This window comes from Streptomyces sp. NBC_00873, from assembly GCF_045207415.1.
Classification (GTDB): Bacteria; Actinomycetota; Actinomycetes; order Streptomycetales; family Streptomycetaceae; genus Streptomyces.
Genome location: NZ_CP108803.1, coordinates 4545179 through 4564668, shown reverse-complemented (window position 1 = coordinate 4564668; position 19490 = coordinate 4545179). Strand labels below are relative to the sequence as shown.

The 19490-nt window shown below is 69.5% G+C and carries 19 protein-coding genes, 1 tRNA gene and 2 pseudogenes; 13 read left to right on the top strand and 9 right to left on the bottom strand.

Features of this window, described 5'->3' with window-relative positions; translation table 11 throughout:
* Positions 1–38 precede the first annotated feature (38 nt).
* Positions 39–722, top strand: a complete 684-nt coding sequence (locus OH809_RS21025) for a bifunctional DNA primase/polymerase (protein WP_406420975.1) — start codon at positions 39–41, stop codon at positions 720–722.
* A gap of 1118 nt (positions 723–1840) precedes the next feature.
* On the opposite strand, the gene OH809_RS21020 is transcribed toward OH809_RS21025, so the two are convergent.
* The 3 genes from OH809_RS21020 to OH809_RS21010 form a co-directional block, all read right to left on the bottom strand.
* Positions 1841–2806 carry a DUF5926 family protein gene (locus tag OH809_RS21020; protein ID WP_406420976.1) on the bottom strand — a complete coding sequence of 322 codons (966 nt, stop codon included), beginning with the start codon at positions 2804–2806 and terminating at the stop codon, positions 1841–1843.
* Positions 2807–3038: 232 nt separating this feature from the next.
* Positions 3039–3638 (bottom strand): ATP-binding protein, encoded by a 600-nt coding sequence (locus OH809_RS21015; protein ID WP_406420977.1) that lies wholly within the window; start codon positions 3636–3638, stop codon positions 3039–3041.
* A 53-nt stretch (positions 3639–3691) separates the two neighbouring features.
* Entirely contained in the window at positions 3692–4519 is an 828-nt protein-coding gene (locus tag OH809_RS21010; RefSeq protein WP_406420978.1) for a glycerophosphodiester phosphodiesterase, read from the bottom strand.
* A 197-nt stretch (positions 4520–4716) separates the two neighbouring features.
* On the opposite strand from OH809_RS21010, the gene OH809_RS21005 reads away from it, so the two are divergent.
* Positions 4717–6168, top strand: coding sequence for a S1C family serine protease (locus OH809_RS21005; protein ID WP_406420979.1), 1452 nt, complete (start codon positions 4717–4719; stop codon positions 6166–6168).
* A 131-nt stretch (positions 6169–6299) separates the two neighbouring features.
* On the opposite strand, the gene OH809_RS21000 is transcribed toward OH809_RS21005, so the two are convergent.
* Positions 6300–6518, bottom strand: a complete 219-nt coding sequence (locus OH809_RS21000; protein WP_406420980.1) for a hypothetical protein — start codon at positions 6516–6518, stop codon at positions 6300–6302.
* A 68-nt stretch (positions 6519–6586) separates the two neighbouring features.
* Here OH809_RS21000 and OH809_RS20995 point away from each other — a divergent pair.
* Positions 6587–6775 (top strand): annotated as a pseudogene (locus tag OH809_RS20995) (hypothetical protein); the annotation flags it as partial.
* A gap of 181 nt (positions 6776–6956) precedes the next feature.
* Here the strand turns inward: OH809_RS20995 and OH809_RS20990 are convergent.
* Positions 6957–7226, bottom strand: coding sequence for a hypothetical protein (locus OH809_RS20990; protein ID WP_406420981.1), 270 nt, complete (start codon positions 7224–7226; stop codon positions 6957–6959).
* A 6-nt stretch (positions 7227–7232) separates the two neighbouring features.
* Positions 7233–7574 carry a hypothetical protein gene (locus OH809_RS20985; RefSeq protein WP_406420982.1) on the bottom strand — a complete coding sequence of 114 codons (342 nt, stop codon included), beginning with the start codon at positions 7572–7574 and terminating at the stop codon, positions 7233–7235.
* A gap of 342 nt (positions 7575–7916) precedes the next feature.
* Between OH809_RS20985 and OH809_RS20980 the strand changes: the two genes are divergently transcribed.
* Positions 7917–8003, top strand: a tRNA-Ser gene (locus OH809_RS20980).
* Between the two features lie 63 nt (positions 8004–8066).
* On the opposite strand, the gene OH809_RS20975 is transcribed toward OH809_RS20980, so the two are convergent.
* A complete protein-coding gene (locus OH809_RS20975; protein WP_406420983.1) occupies positions 8067–8966 on the bottom strand; it encodes a bifunctional DNA primase/polymerase in 900 nt (299 codons plus the stop codon).
* Positions 8967–9330: 364 nt separating this feature from the next.
* Between OH809_RS20975 and OH809_RS20970 the strand changes: the two genes are divergently transcribed.
* From OH809_RS20970 to OH809_RS20930, 9 genes and pseudogenes are all read left to right on the top strand, one after another.
* Entirely contained in the window at positions 9331–9642 is a 312-nt protein-coding gene (locus OH809_RS20970; protein ID WP_406420984.1) for a hypothetical protein, read from the top strand.
* Positions 9643–9855: 213 nt separating this feature from the next.
* Positions 9856–11127, top strand: a complete 1272-nt coding sequence (locus tag OH809_RS20965) for an acyl-CoA dehydrogenase family protein (protein WP_406420985.1) — start codon at positions 9856–9858, stop codon at positions 11125–11127.
* Positions 11124–12077: a bifunctional MaoC family dehydratase N-terminal/OB-fold nucleic acid binding domain-containing protein gene (locus OH809_RS20960; RefSeq protein ID WP_406420986.1), complete on the top strand. Its 954-nt coding sequence runs from the start codon at positions 11124–11126 to the stop codon at positions 12075–12077. The genes OH809_RS20965 and OH809_RS20960 overlap by 4 nt, the downstream gene beginning before the upstream one ends.
* Position 12078: 1 nt before the next feature.
* Complete coding sequence (locus tag OH809_RS20955) at positions 12079–13215, top strand: acyl-CoA dehydrogenase family protein (RefSeq protein ID WP_406420987.1); 1137 nt, start codon at positions 12079–12081, stop codon at positions 13213–13215.
* Entirely contained in the window at positions 13212–13607 is a 396-nt protein-coding gene (locus OH809_RS20950) for a MaoC family dehydratase (protein WP_406420988.1), read from the top strand. The genes OH809_RS20955 and OH809_RS20950 overlap by 4 nt, the downstream gene beginning before the upstream one ends.
* A complete protein-coding gene (locus OH809_RS20945) occupies positions 13604–14770 on the top strand; it encodes a lipid-transfer protein (protein WP_406420989.1) in 1167 nt (388 codons plus the stop codon). Before OH809_RS20950 ends, OH809_RS20945 begins: the two co-directional genes overlap by 4 nt.
* A 169-nt stretch (positions 14771–14939) precedes the next feature.
* Positions 14940–15584: a SigE family RNA polymerase sigma factor gene (locus OH809_RS20940; protein WP_406515442.1), complete on the top strand. Its 645-nt coding sequence runs from the start codon at positions 14940–14942 to the stop codon at positions 15582–15584.
* Positions 15585–16164: 580 nt separating this feature from the next.
* Entirely contained in the window at positions 16165–17817 is a 1653-nt protein-coding gene (locus tag OH809_RS20935) for a long-chain fatty acid--CoA ligase (protein ID WP_406420991.1), read from the top strand.
* 145 nt (positions 17818–17962) lie between these two features.
* A pseudogene (locus OH809_RS20930) lies at positions 17963–18106 on the top strand (transcriptional regulator); the annotation flags it as partial.
* 174 nt (positions 18107–18280) lie between these two features.
* Here OH809_RS20930 and OH809_RS20925 read toward each other — a convergent pair.
* Both OH809_RS20925 and OH809_RS20920 read right to left on the bottom strand, forming a co-directional pair.
* A complete protein-coding gene (locus OH809_RS20925; protein ID WP_406420992.1) occupies positions 18281–18451 on the bottom strand; it encodes a hypothetical protein in 171 nt (56 codons plus the stop codon).
* 71 nt (positions 18452–18522) lie between these two features.
* Positions 18523–19266 carry a dienelactone hydrolase family protein gene (locus OH809_RS20920; protein WP_406420993.1) on the bottom strand — a complete coding sequence of 248 codons (744 nt, stop codon included), beginning with the start codon at positions 19264–19266 and terminating at the stop codon, positions 18523–18525.
* Positions 19267–19490: the final 224 nt, after the last annotated feature.

The window sequence follows — 19490 nt, the reverse complement described above, 5'->3', positions numbered from 1 at the left end:
TGTGGCCCTCGGCGTTCAACGGAAAGGAACGAGCGCTCATGCGCGAGATCCTCGGAAGGCGACGCAGGCTCCGGCTCCGGCGCAAGGCAAGGCCCGCTCAGCTCGACGCGGCCCTGACCTGCGCCACTGCATGGCAGTGGCCCGTGCTCCCCGGAGTGGGACTGGACGCAGCCGGTGGCCGCGGTGACCGTGGCCGCGACTGTGCCTGCCCCGATCCCGAGTGCGTCGTACCCGGCGCACACCCCTTCGACCCCGGTCTCCTCGCGGCGACCACCGACGAGCGCATGGTGTGCTGGTGGTGGAACAACCGGCCGACCGCGCCGATCGTGCTGGCCACCGGTGGCCGTGCCCCGTGCGCTCTGAGCCTGCCGGCCGTGGCCGGTGCCCGGGCGCTGGCCGGGCTCGACCGCATGGGCATGCGGCTGGGCCCGGTGGTGGCGACACCGACCCGGTGGTCGCTGCTGGTCGCCCCTTACACCCTCGAACGGCTGGGTGAGCTGTTGCATGCCAAGGACTGGGTCCCCAGTTCGCTGCGCTTCCATGGCGAGGGCGGCTATCTCGTCCTTCCCCCGTCGGGGGTGGGTGCGGGACAGGTGCGCTGGGAGCGGGCTCCGCTGCCCGGCTCGGCGACGCCCTGGCTGCCGGACGTCGAAGCCGTCCTGGACGCACTGGTCGAAGCGAGCACCAGCGCTCCCGACGGCGGCAGTCGGCTCGCTTACTGACGGGCGCGGCTACCGGGGCCGGCGTACGAGCGGGTCGGTGGACGGCCGGGGGCGGATCGGCTCACTCCTTCGGGTGTGAGCCGGTCCGGGTTCTGCGGTGCGCGGGCGTGCTCCACCCGGGTGCCCCCATGGCGCCGATGCCTTCGCGCAGCGTCAGGAATTCCCGTCGGCTGAGAGGTGGGACCACCATGAATCTCCGCATGATCATTATGGCGGGTGTGGTGGTGTCCGCCGTCGTGCTCCCGCTCGTCGCTTCCGCCGAGCCCACGGAAAGCCTCGATTCCGTACCAGGCCATGCAAAGTCTGCCCATGTAAAGTTTTATGTCGACGGGCTTTCTGATGCACCTTCCGAAAAAGGTTCGGAGGGCGTTATGGGCACTGCCGCAAAGGGATCTCCGGACGGGAGTTTCGGTGTCGGACTTCTGCCCGATACTGACCGCTCACGGGGGGCGGTGAGGCCAGGGTGGTCCCCGGATTCGGCGTCGCCACCGGCCCCGGCGCTGCTGGTTCCGCTCCGCGGACCGTTGCCCGCTGCGGCCCCGAGCTGATTTCCCCGGGGGCGTCGAGGCGCAGACCCGCGTCATGACCGAAGGCCGGGGCACCTGGGCGCGCAGCTCCTACCGCAATACGACGGGTGGCGAACTCCGGTCCGTACTCATCCTGATGGGGCTCGGCGGCCGGACCGTCGAAGTGCGCTGCACAGTGGACGCACAGGACGAGCCGGGGACTGCGAAACGCCTCGCCGCTCGTCACACGGAGGCCCCGACGCGTACACGGCAGTGGCTGAGTACGCGGGCGAGGGGCGGCCGAGGAGGCTCCGCTCCGGCTGAGGGCCGGTTCCAATCCGGCGTCCCCTGCGGCGGGTTGACGCCGGTCCGCAGCTGCTGTGCGCCAGGCGCCGTCCGCTCAGTGGACCGCGCCGCGCGCCGGGTCCGGGCATGAGAATGCCCGATCGCTGGCGACGGGGGATGCACCAGCGACCGGGCTTCTAGAACCGTAACAAGAGATCTGCCGTTCGCAAATTCGATCTCACTTATTCGGACAGTGATTTACCTGCGGGTACGAAAGGTGTGACGTGAGTCACCGGGCGGCCCGCAGGGGTCGTCACGTCCGCACGGTCAGCTGAGCGTCACCTGGCGGTTGGTGAGCCCGCCACGGGCCCGGCGCTCCTCGGCGGTGAGCGGGGCGTCCGAGGCGAGCGCCGTCGTCAGCCGCTCCGCGAGCTCGGCTGCGGGCTTCTCGCACTCCTCCGCCCCCATCGCGCTCGGCAGGTCCCAGACCGGAACCATCAGCCCGTGCGCGCGGAAGGATCCGACCAGCCGGGTCCCTTCGCCGAGCGAGGAGGTGCCGGCGGCGTGCAGCCGGGCGAGCGCGTCGAGCAGCTTCTCCTCGGGGTGCGGCATGACCCAGCGCAGGTGGTTCTTTTCCGGGGTCTCGCACCAATACGCGGCGTCCACCCCGGAGAGCAGAACGGTCGGGATCGCCGCTTCGTTCGCGCGTTCCAGGGACGCGGACACCTCGGGCGTGGCGTTCTCCGCGTCCGAGACCCAGAACTCGAAGCCGGAGTGGACGGCCGGCTCGAACGCCGCTTCCGGGTCGAGCAGGTCCTGCAGGCGTGGACCGTCGGCCGGTACGCGGCGGGCGGCGACGGGCGAGCCGGGCTCGGCGGCCAGTGCACGCTGCAGAGTGTCCGCGAGGTCTCGGCTGAGGTCACCGGAGGAGGTGTCGTTCTGCAGGGCGACAAGGACGGAACCGTCGTCGCGGCGCAGTGCCGGCCAGGCCATCGGCAGCACGGTCGCGAGCGTCACGGACGGAACGCCCTCGGGCAGCCCGCCCTTGAGTGTCAGTTCGACGGTGGCGGCGGGCACCAGCTCGCGCAGGGCGACCCAGTCGCACTCGCCCGCCAGGCCCTCGAAGGGGCGGTGGACCAGCTCGGTCACGGCCTGGGCGGCGGCGCGACCGTGGCACGCCTTGTAGCGGCGGCCCGAACCGCACGGGCAGGGCTCACGAGCCCCGACCACCGGGATCTCTCCGTCCTTGAGTTGCTGCTTCCCGGCCTTGGTCTGAGGGTGCTTCTTGGCCATGGTGGGCTTTCTCCCGATTGCGACAGTGCGGTCTGGGCCGCGAGCCTAGCCGCCCGTGTCGGGTACGGGGCACAGACGCCCGGGTGCCTGCGTGTACATACGCCGGAAGATCGGCCGGGACACCGGTCGGCACGCGTGCCGGTACGCGGCCCGCCCGCCGGTCCGTACAGCGGTCTGTCCGCCGGGCGGCGCCTCTGTTGCGTCCAGGCGGCGCGCAACGGGTGTGTCGGCGTCAGCCCGCGTCGTCGAAGGCGTCGGCGAAGTTCAGCCCGTCGAGCCCCGGCACGTGTCCGTTCCCGGCCCCATGGCCTTCGCTGACCACCACCCAGACGGTGACCTCGCCGGACGAGCTGTCGCGTACGCCCCACTCCTCGGCGAGCGCGCTGATGATGTTGAGCCCGCGTCCGCCGCGCGCCGTCACCGAAGGCGTGGCCGGAATCGGTCTGGTGGGACCACCTCCGTCGGTCACTTCGACGGTCAGTCCGCCTGTTCTGTCGACGCGCCATGCGGCGCGGACGTCACCGTCACCCACATCTGTGTGTCGCCCCAGCGGCCTGCCGTGTCGACAGGCATTGCTGAGAAGTTCGGAAAGGATCAATACAGCATCGTCGACGACCGAATCCGACACCCCGTGGCTGCGCAATTGCTCGCGCATCCGGTGCCGCGCCTGGCCCACGCCCGCAGGGCCATGGGGTACGGCCATGCTCGACGACGTGGGCACTTCCTGTGCCACCACCAACGCCACCCCCGAGACCTCCTTTGCCCCACGCCACGGAGTGAATGCCCTCCTGGACTGGGCCGGAAACCGGCCAATGGTCTGCCAGTGACGCACTCGTAACGATCGAATACAGACCGAATGCGCCGGTGTACTCCCTGTAACTGATGTTAAAGATGACCCAGTTGCGACAGGACCTGTTTTGGGCGATTCGTGATGATTGCCTCGACGCCCAGGCGGGTGCAGAGCTCGACGTCCTCCGGTTCATTGACCGTCCAGACGTGCACGCGGTGGCCCGCGCGGTGCAGTCGCTCGACGTAGCCGGGGTTACTGCGTACGATCCGCAGGCCCGGACCGGCGATCCGGGCACCGGCGGGCAGTCGCCCGTCGCGCAGCCGCGGCGAGACGAACTGCATCAGATAGACGGTGGGCAGGGTGGGCGAGGCGGCCTGGATGCGGTACAGGGAGCGCGCCGAGAAACTCATGATCCGTACCGGCGAGGGGCCGTCCGCCGGTGGCGTGTCGAACTCGTACCGCTTCAGGAGGTGCAGCAGCCGTTCTTCCACCTGGCCGGCCCAGCGCGTGGGGTGCTTGGTCTCGATGGCCAGTTGCAGGGGGCGCCCGGCGGCTCGCGTCTCGACGACCAGCTCGAGCAGCCGCTCCAGAGTGAGTACGGAGGTGAGCTCGCCCGGCACCGGGTCCCAGTCCGGAGACTCCTCGCGGTCCTTCCAGGAGCCGAAGTCGAGTGCGGCGAGTGCGGAGAGCTCCAGGGCGGAGACGGCACCCCGCCCGTTGGACGTGCGGTTCACCCGGCGGTCGTGGACGCAGACGAGGTGGCCGTCGGCGGTGAGACGTACATCGCACTCCAGGGCGTCGGCGCCGTCCTCGATCGCCTTCCGGTATGCGGCCAGGGTGTGCTCGGGTGCGTCGTCGGACGCTCCGCGGTGTGCGATGACCTGGATGGGGTGGTGCAGGGTGTGCTGCCGTGCGTGGGTCACCACGTCATCGTGTCACCGTGGGGCGACGGGCGCGTGCACCTCGCAGCGAGGGACCGTTTTGCCGGATATAAAGATTGGTGTGCGGACACACAGGTCCTGCTTACAGTGGCCTGACGGGTCATGGGAAAAGCTGGCTCCAGGCACGTGTACAGCGGATCTCTTGCCGAAACTGATGAGGAACCGAGGAGTAAAGAGCTGTGAGCACAGAGAACGAGGGCAACGAGGGCACCGCGGCTCAGGCCGTTCCGTCCGTTCCGTCCGCACCTCCCGTGCCGGCCGCTGCTCCTGAGGGCGCGTCTGCGTCCCCGCCGGCGCCCGCGAGCCCGGAACCGTCGGAGGCGACGGCAACGGAGCAATTCCAGCAGCCGGAGCAGCCGTCTCAGCAGCCGCAGCGCTCGAATGACTGGCCGCCGCCGCAGCCGCCGCAGTCCCAGCCCGCGGGTACCTGGCCGTCTCCCCCGCCCGCTGTTCCCGCGTATGCCCACGGTGGTCCCGTGTGGGGTGCCCCCGGCCAGCCGCAGACGCCCGAAGCCCCGCGCAAGCGGCGAGGTGGCGGCCTGGTGGCGGCGGTGGCAGTGGCGGCGCTCGTGGCGGGCGGTGTCGGCGGCGCCCTCGGCTACTGGGCGGCCGACCGGAACGACAACTCCTCCGGTTCGACCACGGTCACGGCATCCAACCCTCAGGTCCTCAAGCGCGATCCCGGTACGGTCGCGGGCGTCGCGGCCAAGGCGCTGCCGAGTGTGGTCACCATCGACGCGCAGAGCGGCGACGGCGAGGGCGGCACGGGCACCGGTTTCGTGTACGACAAGGAAGGCCACATCCTCACGAACAACCACGTGGTGGCCTCCGCGGCGAACAGCGGCCAGCTCACGGCGACGTTCTCCAACGGCAAGAAGTACGACGCCGAGGTGGTCGGCCGCGCGCAGGGTTACGACGTCGCGGTGCTGAAGCTGAAGAACGCACCGTCGGGTCTTACGCCGCTCGCCCTCGGAAACTCGGAGCAGGTTGCGGTCGGTGATTCAACGATCGCGATCGGTGCGCCATTCGGTCTGTCCAACACGGTCACGACGGGCATCATCAGCGCCAAGAACCGCCCGGTGGCCTCCGGCGACGGTTCCGGCGGCAGCAGCTCGTACATGAGCGCACTGCAGACCGACGCCTCGATCAACCCGGGCAACTCCGGAGGTCCGCTGCTCGATGCGCGTGGTGCGGTCATCGGCATCAACTCGGCGATCCAGTCCACCAGCAGCAGCGCCCAGTCGCAGGCGGGATCAATCGGCCTCGGCTTCGCGATCCCGATCAACCAGGCGAGGAATGTCGCCCAGCAGCTGATCAAGACCGGTCAGCCGGTCTACCCGGTGATCGGTGCCACGGTCACGATGGACGAGAAGACCGGCGGAGCCGTCATCTCGGACCAGGGCTCGGGCGGCACCCCGGCCGTCTCGCCGGACGGTCCGGCGGCCAGGGCCGGTCTCAAGGCAGGCGATGTCATCACGAAGTTCAACGAGTCGGTGATCGACAGCGGCCCGACCCTGATCGGCGAGATCTGGACCCACAAGCCGGGCGACAAGGTGATGCTGACATATAAGCGCGACGGCAAGGTGTCGACCGCCGAAGTCACCCTGGGACAGCGCAAGGGCGACAACTGACCGGACCGGCTGTCCGCAGTCAGGAAAGATGCAGGTGAGGGGGGCCGAGCGATTCGGCGGCCCCCCTCGTGCGTCCCACAGTGCAGGGCCGAGGCGGTCGCGGTCACTCGTCCGCAGGGCGCGGCAGTCGTTCAGCTCGTGTCGATGCTGCGGATGGGTGCCGATTCGTCGTGCGTATCGCGGCCCCGTTTGGGGATGCCGGCCTCGATGGCCGCACGGGCCACCGACCCGGTGAGTCCTTGGGCGACGGTTTCGGACGGGACACCTGCCCGAAGGAGCGCGCCGTCGACGTCGATGCCGAACCAGTCGGCATGGCTGCGCAGATGCTGCACGGCCTCTGCGAACCGCACGCGACCCGCTCGTCCGCACCTCTGGCATGGACATCCGGATCATGTGCGCGGTCGTGCCGCGCACACCGAACAAGCCCGACGGCTCCCTGGCATTCGTTACGGCTGCCCAGGACCGGGCCTGCTCAGCCCTGGGCACCACCCCACGCGTTCTGTCGGTGCTGTCCATGCGCGAAGCCTTCGCTCATGCCACGCTCGGCAACCGGGACTCCACTCACCGGGCGATCGCGGAAGCGCACCGCCACTTCGAGCAGATCCGCCTGGCCCGGAGTAGATCAGGGGCTGGATGGGTCCAGGATGCCACCCTGTCTCCTCCTGGACTTCGCGGGCTGCCGCCCGCGGCCCCTCTCGATCGGTCTCCTGGATCTCAGACCGATGCAGAGTCGGACGCGAGTTCGGCTCTTTTCGCGTCAGTGTGACGAGATGGTCTTGCGGCACCGTTCAGTCGGGCAGCTTCATGCGCCTGCGGTGCAAGGTCCTGTGCTGTCCCTTTGCCCCGTCATTGAAGACGAAACGCCAGATGAATCGAGGGGTGACGGCGAGGAAGACAGCGACGACAGCGACCCCCAGGCCGGCTCCAGCACCGACGACGCACACGCGGCTCAGCCAGATGTGATGGTGGTCGTCGGCCCAGGCGCCAAACAAGGCTGCCCCGAAGAGGAGCGCAGCGCCAGGGACGGCAGCGAGGGCGAAGCGCAGGCGGACACGCATGGTGATTCACCTCCGCCGCTCTTCGTGCACCAGGCCGCCACGGCGTCCCCGCCACCGCCAGATCACCCCGGCCAGCACCGAGGCGAACACCAGCGGCCCGGCGACACAGCGAATAAGGGCCGTCGGCCAGCCCAGCTCCTGGATGTCCATCCAGCTCACCACCTCGGCAATGAGGGACACACCCAGCACCACGTAGCCGACGCCCCAGGTGCGGATGGCCCACGTGGGAGCTTGCATGATTTTCGGAGACTGCCGGGGTCGTCGTACGCCTGTCCACCCCAGCCACACGCACCCCACCCCCAGGACCAACATGAACACGTTCGCGGCCTTGTCCAGCAGCTCGAACATGGTCCCGAGCATCCACCCCACCACCTCACGCTCATCCGCTCAGCGCCGGTCGGCAGCCCATCCGGCGTTGATCACCCGCCATGATGACCGCCCGACCGGGCTCGCGCGCCTGCCCAACATGGCAAAGAGGTCACGCCTCGGCCTTCCGGCGCCTGGCAATGAGCCTCACCCGCCCCTCACCTCTGGCCGGACCGAGCCGAAGACCTTGAGCGTATGGGCAGGTCTGCGCCCGGCGCGGTGAGGTTCCTTCATTCTCAATGGACCCCGTGTGGACCACGACCCCCGCGCACCGCGTGAGGCCGGTACGCTGTACCCGCTCCGACCCTGGTGGGCCGGGGCGAGGGTGGGTTGCCCGAGCGGCCTAAGGGAACGGTCTTGAAAACCGTCGTGGCAGCGATGTCACCGTGGGTTCAAATCCCACACCCACCGCACCACCTGTGAAGGGGCGTCCGAGAGGGCGCCCCTTCTGCGCTGCCTGCCCGGCATGTCCGGTCAAGGCGACCGGTCGGAGCTGCCCTCCGGGCCGGCGGGGCGGCCGGAGGTGAGGCGGGCGGCCGAGGCGATGGTGGCGCGGGCTTCGTGTTCGGTGAGGCCGGTGCGGACGGCGGCCCTGGTGAGGGCATCCGCGAGAGCGTCGCCGAAGCCGTGTTCGTACGCACGGCAAGCTGCCCAGAAGAGGCGAGTGTTGCGCTGTCCTTCGTGTGCCGCGAGGACGAACTGGACCAGGCCCCGGCCGTGGTGGGGGCGGGGCGAGGGGCGGTGAGGGCGCGCGGGGGGTGTGAGCAGCCGCAGGAGTGCGCGGGGGCAGGGGGTCGGGGAGAGATCGGCGGCGCCAGGGGCGAGTCGGTAGGTGCCGCCGGTGGTGACCGAGCCGGGGCCGACCAGGTAGCCGCCGGCGCCGCGGATGTCGATGCCGGGGGCGAGGCGGCCGGCGGAGTTCGGTACGGGCACCCCGGGCGGACCGGTGAGCCAGATGTGGCGCCCGCCGCTCGGTGTGATGACTGTGACGGTTGGCGGGATGGTGAACAGATGGTGCAGGGCCAGCTGCTGGAGGGCCGCCGCGGAGTCGTTGCGGCCATAGGCATCGATGTCGAGGTCGATGCCGATGAGGTGGTGCGGGGCCCGTCCGCAGGCGATGCCGTAGCCGGTGGCCCACGGAGCGGCGGCGAACAGGGCCCGTACGGCGGCGGGGTTCGTGGTGGCGTCATGGACCCCGTGTCCGGGAAGGCCGCAGGCGCCCCGGCAGCTGACTGGCCGGTCGTCGCCGCGGTGGGGGGAGCGCAGGGCGGGGAGCTTGGTGGCGGACAGCGGGATGACGGGAAGCCCGTGCTCGGCGGCGGAGAGCGCGTGGGCGAGGGCCAGGGTGGCGGTCTGCCAGTCGGTGATGGCCATAGTTCATTTTCGTACAGGTGTTCGAGAAAAGGAAGGGGGTGAGGTGGGATCGGCGTGTCGATGGGTGGGCTTGCGGGCGCTTGGGCGCAATGGGGTGGATTGGCAGAAAATGTGCAGGAACGCTTTTCCTTCGGGGTGTGCGGTTCGCGTGGTGCGGATCCATGCGGGGGGTGTGAACCGGGGCTTTGAGGGCGTGCGGGAGGTTTATCGGGTGTTCCTCATGCTTGCGGGGGAATCATGGATCATGGGTGGTTCGTGGGGGATTCGGTGGGCAACTTTGGTCTCGCGACGTCGTGACCAACACCGGGGCGGTCGGCCAACTGCCTTGGGACAAGCTGCACTTCCGGTTCCTGGAGGAATTGACATGGCAAGCATCCGTACCGCTCGCGCCCTCGCCGCTGTTGTCGCACTGCCTCTCGCCGCCGCACTCTTCAGCGGCGTGGCCCAGGCCGACAACGGCTCGTCCGCGAACGATGGATCGAACGCGGGCGTTGCGACGATCAGCGGCAGCGGAGTCGGTGGGGACAACTTCGGTAATTCGTCCACGTCGCAGCAGCAGGCCACCGGCTCCGGGGCGTCGAACCGGAGCAACTCGGCGCAGGTGAACGGCTCGGCCTTCACCGTGATCGATCAGTCCAATAGGAGTATCGCGGTGTACTTCACCAATCTCTGGTGAGCCGGGGGCCGCCGCGGGCCGGTCGGGGGGCCGGGGCGCGGCGGGGCGAACAGCGGCCTGTGCGAGGACACTTCGGTTTCCTTGCGCAGGCTGTTCGCGTTCCGGAGGGGGCGGGCGGGGGTGTTCGGGCGTCGCCGGCCTTGACAGCGATCAGCAATCTGACGGACAGTCAGAAACCCTGATCCGCCCGCCCGCGCCCGGGAGGCCGCCGCCGTGCACCTCGCCCCGACGGAACGTCAGCGGCAGCTGCGCGCTGAACTCCGCACGTATTTCCGCGATGTGATCTCCGGGACGGATCCGGCCGCTCGAGCCGACACGGCCCGCGGGACGGACGGAACTCCTGGGGCGGAGGGGAAGCCCAGGCCCCGGGCGGCGCCCGAGGACCCGGTCGAGCAGCGTCGGCTGGTGCGGCGTATCGGTGCCGACGGGATGCTCGGGCTCGGCTGGCCCGTCGAGTACGGAGGACAGGGCCGCGGACACGACGAGCAGTTCGTCTTCTTCGACGAGGCGTACCGGGCGGGCGCACCCGTGTCCATGGTCACGCTCAACACCGTCGGCCCGACGCTGATGAGGTACGGGACCGAGGTGCAGAAGGATTATTTTCTCCCGCGGATCCTGAGCGGGGACCTCGTTTTCGCGATCGGCTACAGCGAACCCGAGGCCGGCACGGACCTGGCCGCGCTGCGGACCAGGGCGGTGCGGGACAGAGGAGGCACCTCACGCTCGAGCGAAGCCGAGAGCGGGGGCGACTGGGTGATCGACGGGCAGAAGATCTTCACCAGCAATGCGCAGAACGCGGACTGGATCTGGCTCGCCTGCCGTACGGATCCGGAGGCGCCCAACCACAAGGGCATCTCGATCGTCCTGGTTCCGACGGACGCGCCGGGCTTTTCCTGGACCCCGATCGAGACCGTGGGCGGACTGATCACGACGGCCACCTATTACGACGGGGTCCGGGTGCCCGCCACGAACCTGGTCGGCGAGGAGAACGGCGGCTGGGGACTGATCACCAACCAGCTGAACCACGAGCGGGTGGCGCTCGCGGCGATCGGGATGCAGGCCGAGGACTTCTACGAGGCGGCGCTCGCCTTTGCCCGCACCCCCGATCCGGCGACGGGGCGGCGTCCGGTTGACGAGCCGTGGGTGCGGTCCCGGCTGGCCGAGGCGTATGCCCGGCTGGCGGCAACCCGCCTGCTCAACTGGCGTCTGGTGGGGGACGTCGGGGCGGGCTCGGTGGCCCCCGGGGACGCGAGCGGCGTGAAATTCGTGGGAACCGAATCGGCCGTCGAGGTGTATCGAATGTGCCAGGAAATCACGGGCGAGGCCGGGATGGTCAGGGGCGGATCGCCCGGCTCCTTCGGGGACGGGGAGCTGGAGCGGATGAACAGGGCGGCGCAGATCAACACCTTCGGGGGCGGGGTGAGCGAGGTGCAGCGGGAGATCGTCGCGACGATGCGGCTCGGCATGAAGAGGGGGAAGCGGTGACGGACGCAGGGGACCAGTTGCACGGGAGGCTCAAAGCGTACGAAGGGCGCGCGGCCGCCACGGCCGGCGTCGGCAAGGACCTGGTCAACGAGGCGATGATCAGGCACTGGTGCGAGGCGATGGGGGACGGGAATCCCGCGTACGTGGGGCCGGGGGCGATCGCGCCGCCGACGATGCTGCAGGCGTGGACGATGGGCGGTCTGTCGGGGCACACCGACCGGTCCGGGGCGTACGACGAGCTGTTCGGCCTGCTCGACGGTGCCGGGTACACCTCGGTGGTCGCGACCGACTGCGAGCAGGAGTACCTGCGGCCGCTGCGGCCCGGGGACCGGATCACTTTCGATGCGGTGATCGAGTCGGTGTCGGAGCGGAAGACGACGAAGCTGGGGACGGGCTATTTCATCACGACGCGGATGGACCTCCGAGCGGCCGGTGAACCGGCCGGGACGCATCGCTTCCGGATCCTGAAGTACACGCCCGCAGGGGGGAAAGGGGGGCAACGGGGTGGAGGACGAAGGTTGAGGCAGGGCGGCCGGAGTCTGCGGCCGAGACCGGTGATCAACCGGGACAACGCCGGTTTCTGGCAGGGCGTCGCCGAGCACAGACTGCTCATCCAGCGGTGCCGGGAGTGCGAGACCCTGCGTTTTCCCTGGCTCCCCGGGTGCAATGAGTGCGGCTGCCAGGAGTGGGACACGGTCGAGGCGGGCGGCGAGGGCACGGTCTTCAGTCACGTCGTGATGCATCACCCGCCCTTCCCCGCCTTCAGCACCTCCGACGACGCCGGGCCGTACGTGGTGGCGCTGATCGAGCTGGCGGAGGGCGTGCGGATGGTCAGCAATGTGGTCGGTGTGCCCTACGACAAGGTGCGGACGGGAATGTCGGTGAGGCTGGAATTCCTGCGTACGGACCCCGAGTTGGAGCTGCCGGTCTTCCGAGGGAGCGAGGGCTGACATGGACTTCACGCCCACGGAGGAGCAGGGCGCGGCACAGGGGCTCGCCGCGCAGATCTTCGGTGACCTGGCCACGCACGAGCGACTGGCCGCCGCAGGGTCGGGGACGGATGCCGAGTTGTGGAAGGAGCTGTGCGCAGCCGGGCTCACGGCCGCCGTCGAGGAGATCGGGCTGCTGGGTCTGGTGCTGCTGTTGGAGGAACAGGGCAGGACGACCGCGCAGGTGCCGTTCGCCGCGAGCTGTGTGTACGGGCTGCTCGCCGTTGCCGACCACGGTACGGACGAACAGCGGGAGCGACTGCTGCCACCCCTGCGGGACGGCACGGCCGTGGCCACCGGAGCGTTTCCGGCACGCTCCGGTCTGCGGACCGACGGGGAAGGGCGGCTGAGCGGCGTCGTGCCCTATGTGCCCTGGCTGCGGGACGCCACCCTGGTGCTCGTGGCGGATGCGGACCGGGTGCTGCGGGTCGTGCGGACTGCCGGTCCGGGCGTGGTGGTCGTGCCGGTGGAGACGACGGCGCCGTGGTCGGCGGCGCGGCTCGTCCTGGACCGGGCTCCCGGCGAGCGGCTCGGCGGGCCGGGGCCGGGGCCGGAGCTGGGCCCCGAGCCGAGCCCGGAAGCAGAAGCAGAAGGGGGAACGGGTCGGGAGCCGGACGCGGAGACAGGAGAGGCGGCGGCAGCAAGGATGTACGGGGCGGTGCTGGCCGCGAGCCGGACGGCGTTCGCGGGATTGCAGGCCGGGGTGTGCGCCGGGTCGCTGGCCCGAGCGGTCGCCCACGCCACCACCCGGGAGCAGTTCGGGCGCCCGCTCTCCACCAACCAGGGGGTGCTGCTGCGCGCAGCCGACGCCCATATGGACACAGAGGCGATACGGGTCACGGCGTACGAGGCGGCATGGCGCCACGACCAGGGTCTGGCCTACGGCGCCCAGGCGCTCACTGCGGCCTGGTGGGCCTCGGAGGCGGGCAAGAGAGTCGTACACGCCGGACAGCATCTGCACGGCGGTACGGGCGCCGATCTCGACCACCCCGTCCACCGTCACTTCCTCTGGGGCCGTCAGCTCGACTCCTATCTGGGATGCGGCAGTGAAGTGCTTGAGGAACTGGGCGAGTTGCTGGTGAAGGAGGGATCGCAATGAAGGTCGGCGAGGAGCTGGCACCGCTGGAGATCGCGGTGACCCGCACCCTCATCGTCGCGGGTGCCGTCGCCTCCCGCGACTACCAGGACGTGCACCATGACGCGGAGCTCGCGCAGCAGAAGGGTTCCCCGGACATCTTCATGAACATCCTGACGACCAATGGCCTGGTGGGGCGGTACATCACCGACCACTTCGGGCCGTCTGCGGTGCTCCGCAAGGTCGCCATCAGTCTGGGGGCACCCAACTACCCTGGAGACACCATGGTGTTGAGCGGCACCATCACGGCCCTCGATGACGCCGGGACGGCCGAGGTGACGGTCGTCGGCGCCAACGGTCTCGGCAGGCATGTCACCGGCACGGTGACCGTCAGCGTTCCGGAGGGATCGGCATGAGCGTGCGCAGGGCCGATTCGCTCGGCGGCCGGGCAGCAATCGTCGGGATCGGGGCGACCGAGTTCTCCAAGGATTCCGGGCGCAGTGAACTCAAGCTGGCCGTCGAGGCGGTGCGAACCGCCCTCGACGACGCCGGGCTGACCCCCGCCGATGTCGACGGTCTGGTCACCTTCACCATGGACACCAGCCCCGAAATCACGGTGGCCCAGGCGGCCGGCATCGGAGAGCTGTCGTTCTTCTCCCGCATCCACTACGGCGGCGGGGCGGCCTGCGCGACCGTGCAGCAGGCGGCGCTCGCCGTGGCGAGCGGGGTGGCCGATGTCGTGGTCTGCTACCGCGCCTTCAACGAACGCTCGGGGCGGCGCTTCGGATCCGGGGTGCAGCACCGGGAACCCACCGCCGAGGGGACGGCGCTCGGCTGGAACCTCCCCTTCGGGCTCCTCACCCCCGCCTCCTGGGTGGCCATGGCCGCCCAGCGTTACCTGCACACCTACAACCTGACCCCGGAGGCCTTCGGCCATGTCGCGGTCACCGACCGGCGCCATGCGGCGCGCAACCCGGCGGCGTACTTCTACGAGAAGCCGATCACCCTCGCCGACCACGCCGCGTCGCGCTGGATCGTCGAACCGCTGCGGCTGCTCGACTGCTGCCAGGAGACCGACGGCGGACAGGCGATCGTCGTGACCAGCGCCGAGCGGGCCAGGGACCTTCCGCGTCCGCCTGCGGTGATCATCGCCGCCGCACAGGGCGCAGGGCGGGCGCAGGAGCAGATGACCAGTTTCTACCGTGACGGGCTGACCGGGCTGCCGGAGATGGACGTCGTCGCCAGGCAGCTCTGGCGTACCTCCGGACTCACCCCTTCCGACATTGATGTGGGCATTCTCTACGACCACTTCACCCCGTTCGTGCTGATGCAGCTGGAGGAGTTCGGCTTCTGCGGGCCGGGCGAGGCCGCCGACTTCGTGGCGGACGGCGCGCTGCCCCTGAACACGCATGGAGGCCAGTTGGGGGAGGCGTATCTGCACGGGATGAACGGCATCGCGGAGGCGGTCCGGCAGATCCGGGGCACGTCGGTGAACCAGATATCCGGGGCGGCCAGAACCCTGGTCACAGCGGGCACAGGAGTGCCTACCTCCGGACTGATTCTGGGCACCGATGATTGACCGTGGCGCAGGAGCGGGCCCGTTGTCTCAGGGGGGCGACCCTGAGTCCTGATGACGAGCTCTACTCCTCCAGGAGGTGGGGCCGGCCCTACCCCTACAACCTGAGGCGGACGTGGCTTCGGGACCTGGGGCCGATCCCCCGGGTAGCACCCGCTCCTAGCGTGGACCTATGACCACGCCAGTCTGCACGGGCGCCTCCAGGGGGGCCACTGCCGCCACCGGACACACGCCGCTCACCTCGCCGGCGTCGCACACGCAGCATGCGTCGCATGGTTCACCGGGATCGCACGGTTCGTATGCGGTGCGGGCGCCCTACGCTCCCTACCCGTCGTTCTCGTCGTTCGTGCGGGCGCGGGGGCCCGTGCTGCTGCGTACCGCGCGCTCGCTGACCGCGAACCCGAGCGATGCCGAGGATCTGCTGCAGACCGCGCTCACCAAGACATACGTCGCGTGGGAACGGATCGAGGATCACCGGGCGCTCGACGGCTATGTCCGCCGGGCCCTGGTGAACACCCGCACCTCGCAGTGGCGCAAGCGGAAGGTGGACGAATTCGCCTGCGACGAGCTGCCCGAGCAGGAGACGGCTCCGGCGCCCGATCCGGCCGAGCAGCAGTCGTTGCACGATGCGATGTGGCGAGCCGTGCTGAAGCTCCCTGACCGGCAGCGGGCGATGGTCGTCCTGCGCTACTACGAGGATCTCAGCGAGGCGCAGACGGCCGAGGTGCTCGGGGTGTCCATCGGCACGGTCAAGAGCGCGGTGTCACGGGCGCTCGGCAAGCTGCGCGAAGACCCGGAGCTGACCCCCGTCCGCTGACTCCGCGAGCCCGCCCGTTTGCGATCCCTGGCTCAAGCCCGCGGGACCGCCGGCCTGTGAGCCCCTGTGAGTTCCTCTGAGCCGGCATAAGACCGGCCGGCAATTGGGGGGCAGCGTCACGGGGCTGGGGCGCGTACCTCGCGGTGTTGTCGTCCATCACCATGTTCCCCGAGCTCTCGGCTTCGCTCGAGCAGGGGAGGCCCCATTCGCCATGGCTCAATCCTCCGCCTTGCGATGCACGCACCCCAGCCCCGCTCCTTCACCCCCCCCATTGCCGGCCGGTCTAAGCCGGTGAGCCCGCGTGAGCCCGCGATCCGGCCAGTCCGTGAGCTCGTGAGTTCGTGACCCCGCTCGTCGGCGACCAGGCCCGTCGAAGTTGACGAGTGCATGGAAGACATCCAGGTCACCGGCGGATTCCGGTCCTCTATCCCGGGATTCCGTGCCCCGGACGCTCCGCCGATGCGTGCAGGAGAAGTCGACAGACACCGATTCGTATGCCCGGGACTAGTGACATACCACTTGGTATGTGCGCAGAATCAGCGGAACCTTACTGCCGCGTAGCGCCCACCGGGAGGACGCCGTGCTGAGCACCATGCAGGACGTACCGCTGACTGTCACCCGCATCCTGACGCATGGGATGACGATCCACGGGAAGTCGCAGGTCACGACCTGGACCGGCGAGCCCGAGCCGCAGCGGCGAAGCTTCGCCGAGGTGGGGCGCCGTGCCACGCAGCTCGCCCACGCCCTGCGCGACGAGCTCGGTGTCGTCGGCGACCAGAGGGTCGCGACCCTCATGTGGAACAACGCCGAGCATGTCGAGGCGTACCTGGCGATCCCCTCCATGGGTGCCGTGCTCCACACGCTCAACCTGCGGCTCCCCGCCGAGCAGCTGATCTGGATCGTCAAGCACGCCGACGACAAGGTCGTCATCGTCAACGGCTCGCTGCTGCCGCTCCTCGCGCCGCTCCTCCCGCAGCTGACGTCGATCGAGCATGTGGTCGTCGCCGGGCCCGGTGACCGTTCCGTGCTCGACGGCGCCGCGCCGCGGGTGCACGACTACGAGGAGCTGATCGCCGGCCGCCCGGCCAGCTACGACTGGCCGGAGCTGGACGAACGTCAGGCCGCCGCCATGTGCTACACCTCCGGCACCACTGGTGACCCCAAAGGCGTCGTCTACTCCCACCGCTCCGTCTACCTGCACTCCATGCAGGTCAACATGTCGGAGTCGATGGGGCTGACCGACAAGGACACCACGCTGGTGGTCGTCCCCCAGTTCCACGTCAACGCGTGGGGCCTGCCGCACGCGACGTTCATGTCCGGCGTCAACATGCTGATGCCGGACCGGTTCCTGCAGCCCGCCCCGCTCGCGGACATGATCGAGCGCGAGAAGCCGAGCCACGCCGCCGCCGTTCCCACCATCTGGCAGGGGCTGCTCGCCGAGGTCACCGCCAACCCGCGCGATCTGACGTCGATGGCCCGCGTCACCATCGGCGGCGCCGCCTGTCCGCCCTCCCTCATGGAGGCGTACGACAAGCTGGGCGTCCGTCTCTGCCACGCCTGGGGCATGACCGAGACGTCGCCGCTCGGCACGATGGCGAACCCGCCCGCCGGGCTGACCGCGGAGCAGGAGTGGCCCTACCGCATCACCCAGGGACGATTCCCGGCCGGAGTCGAGGCGCGACTGGTCGGCCCCGGCGGAGAGCATCTGCCCTGGGACGGGGGGTCGGCCGGTGAGCTGGAGGTCCGCGGTCCCTGGATCGCCGGTGCGTACTACGGCGGCGCGGACGGCGAGGCGCTGCGCCCCGAGGACAAGTTCAGCGAGGACGGCTGGCTGAAGACCGGTGACGTCGGCGTCATCAGCGAGGACGGCTTCCTCACCCTCACCGACCGCGCCAAGGACGTCATCAAGTCCGGCGGCGAGTGGATTTCCAGCGTCGAGCTGGAAAATGCCCTGATGGCGCACCCGGATGTGGCCGAGGCCGCCGTCATCGCGGTCCCGGACGAGAAGTGGGGCGAGCGTCCGCTGGCGACCGTCGTTCTCAAGGACGGCGCAATCGCGGAATACGAGGCGCTGAAGGCGTTCCTCGCCGAGTCCGGCATAGCCAAGTGGCAGCTGCCGGAGCGCTGGTCGATCATTCCGGCGGTGCCGAAGACCAGCGTCGGCAAGTTCGACAAGAAGGTTATCCGTGAAGCACATAGGTTGGGCGAGCTCGACGTGACCAGGGTCGACTGACCTCACCGGGCACCCACTCGGGGCCCGTGGTCGTCGCCTTCAGGGAGCCCCTGGCGTCCGCCGGGGGCTCTTGCCGCTCCTCCTGAACCACGCCCTTGACGCGATCACGCATACGTCGCAAGGGCCGCTGCGTAGAAGTCCTTGCTGCGGAGCTGATGACCAAGCGGCCGACCTGATCGCCGCTTCTCGCTCCGCTGAGTCCATGTACGTCGAATGGCGACGCCTACAGCGCACGGGACTGCGCCGACTCCAAGAGCCGTACGTGCCACTCTTCGAGCGCTCCCAAGCATCCTCGGGTGGCCGCGCCGGCCAAGCCCCGGCGGCGGCGTAGCGCGAATTCCAAGCCCGTACAACGGACCAACAGGCTCCCGCCCTTGGTCGCGTCATATTGCGGTCTGTGCGCCGGATGGCGCGGCATCTGGTGCCCCGAATGCTGCGGCTTCGAGGGATGCCGCACCTGCCGCTACACATCCAAAGTGCCATGCCCGCAGTGCGCGGGCGGAACCTTGGAACCGATCAGATGGTGAAGTACCCGGTGCCAGGTCACCACCGACCTGGTCCCACGTCGCATGATCCGCAGCAGCCTGCGGCCTTCGTCATCGTCGGTCTCCCGAGCCTGAAAGCTGTCGGCCACGCTGGCCAGTGTGCGCTGAACGCGCTGATCGGGAGCGGAACCCGATCAGCACGTCGCGGACAACAGGGGTATCAGGCCAGGTGACGGGCGAAGAAACGCAGCGTGCTGTCCAGCTCGAACGCCGGGACATCTCCGTGCTTGCCGGGGTTGGCGTGCAGCGTCTTCTCGGTTGAGGCGAAGGCGTCGAACAGCGCCAGAGCCGCTGCCCGTGACACCCTCTCGTCGTCCCACTGCAGCAGGAACTCCAGCGGGACGGTGATCCGCGCGGCGGCCTCGGCCGAGGTCTCCGCCCCGTTCAGACCCAGCACCGCCGCGCGGACGCGGGGCTCGGCGGCGACGAACGGAACGCCGAGGCCGCAGCCCAGCGACATCCCCCAGTAGCCCACCGGACCGGCGCCGACGTGGTCGAGTTCCTGGACCGCGTCCAGGACCGTCCGCCATTCCGGGACGCTCTGGTCGGCGAGGAACGTGTGGAGACCGGCTACCAGCGAAGTCACGTCCCCGCCGGTCTGTGCCCGGGCCCGCATCTCGGAGATGAGCCGGTCCAGTTCCTCGGTGCGCGGCCGGTCGCCGTGGCCGGGCGCGTCGACGGCCGCCACCGCGAAACCGCACTCGGCCGCGAAGCGGCGTGCGCGCGCCACGATGCCGGGGGCCTTCTTGTGCTGGCCGCCGCCGTGTCCCATCAGGATCAGGGGACGGGTTCCGGCGGCGCCGTCCGGCGTCCACAGCACGCCGGGGATCTCACCGAAGGGGAAGGGGAAGGTGAAGAGCTTTTCGGTGACGCCGTCGGACGACGTCTGGGAGGTGAAGCGCATTCGCGTTTCAAGCCTTTCGGGATGCCTTCTGCGGGCGCTCCCTAGGCCATGCGAGGGAGGGAGCCCCGACCTGTCACAGCGTTGATCGGTCTCACCTCCTCAGTTCGCAGCAGTAAACGGCGACGCCGAACGTACCACAACCCGCTTCTCACCAGGGCGAATAGTGATCGCAGAGCAGGGGGCTACCGCACAACTACGGTGGTAAATGCAGGTTCTTGAAGAAG

Excerpts from the sequence above, each read along its gene's own strand:
- OH809_RS20990 (WP_406420981.1), bottom strand. The coding sequence starts at position 7,226 with ATGCGTGTCCGCCTGCGCTTCGCCCTCGCTGCCGTCCCTGGCGCTGCG.
- OH809_RS21025 (WP_406420975.1), top strand. The coding sequence starts at position 39 with ATGCGCGAGATCCTCGGAAGGCGACGCAGGCTCCGGCTCCGGCGCAAG.
- OH809_RS20950 (WP_406420988.1), top strand. The coding sequence starts at position 13,212 with ATGAAGGTCGGCGAGGAGCTGGCACCGCTGGAGATCGCGGTGACCCGC.
- OH809_RS20955 (WP_406420987.1), top strand. The coding sequence starts at position 12,079 with ATGGACTTCACGCCCACGGAGGAGCAGGGCGCGGCACAGGGGCTCGCC.
- OH809_RS20920 (WP_406420993.1), bottom strand. The coding sequence starts at position 19,266 with ATGCGCTTCACCTCCCAGACGTCGTCCGACGGCGTCACCGAAAAGCTC.
- OH809_RS20975 (WP_406420983.1), bottom strand. The coding sequence starts at position 8,966 with ATGGCCATCACCGACTGGCAGACCGCCACCCTGGCCCTCGCCCACGCG.
- OH809_RS20970 (WP_406420984.1), top strand. The coding sequence starts at position 9,331 with ATGGCAAGCATCCGTACCGCTCGCGCCCTCGCCGCTGTTGTCGCACTG.
- OH809_RS20945 (WP_406420989.1), top strand. The coding sequence starts at position 13,604 with ATGAGCGTGCGCAGGGCCGATTCGCTCGGCGGCCGGGCAGCAATCGTC.
- OH809_RS21020 (WP_406420976.1), bottom strand. The coding sequence starts at position 2,806 with ATGGCCAAGAAGCACCCTCAGACCAAGGCCGGGAAGCAGCAACTCAAG.
- OH809_RS20940 (WP_406515442.1), top strand. The coding sequence starts at position 14,940 with ATGACCACGCCAGTCTGCACGGGCGCCTCCAGGGGGGCCACTGCCGCC.
- OH809_RS20985 (WP_406420982.1), bottom strand. The coding sequence starts at position 7,574 with ATGTTCGAGCTGCTGGACAAGGCCGCGAACGTGTTCATGTTGGTCCTG.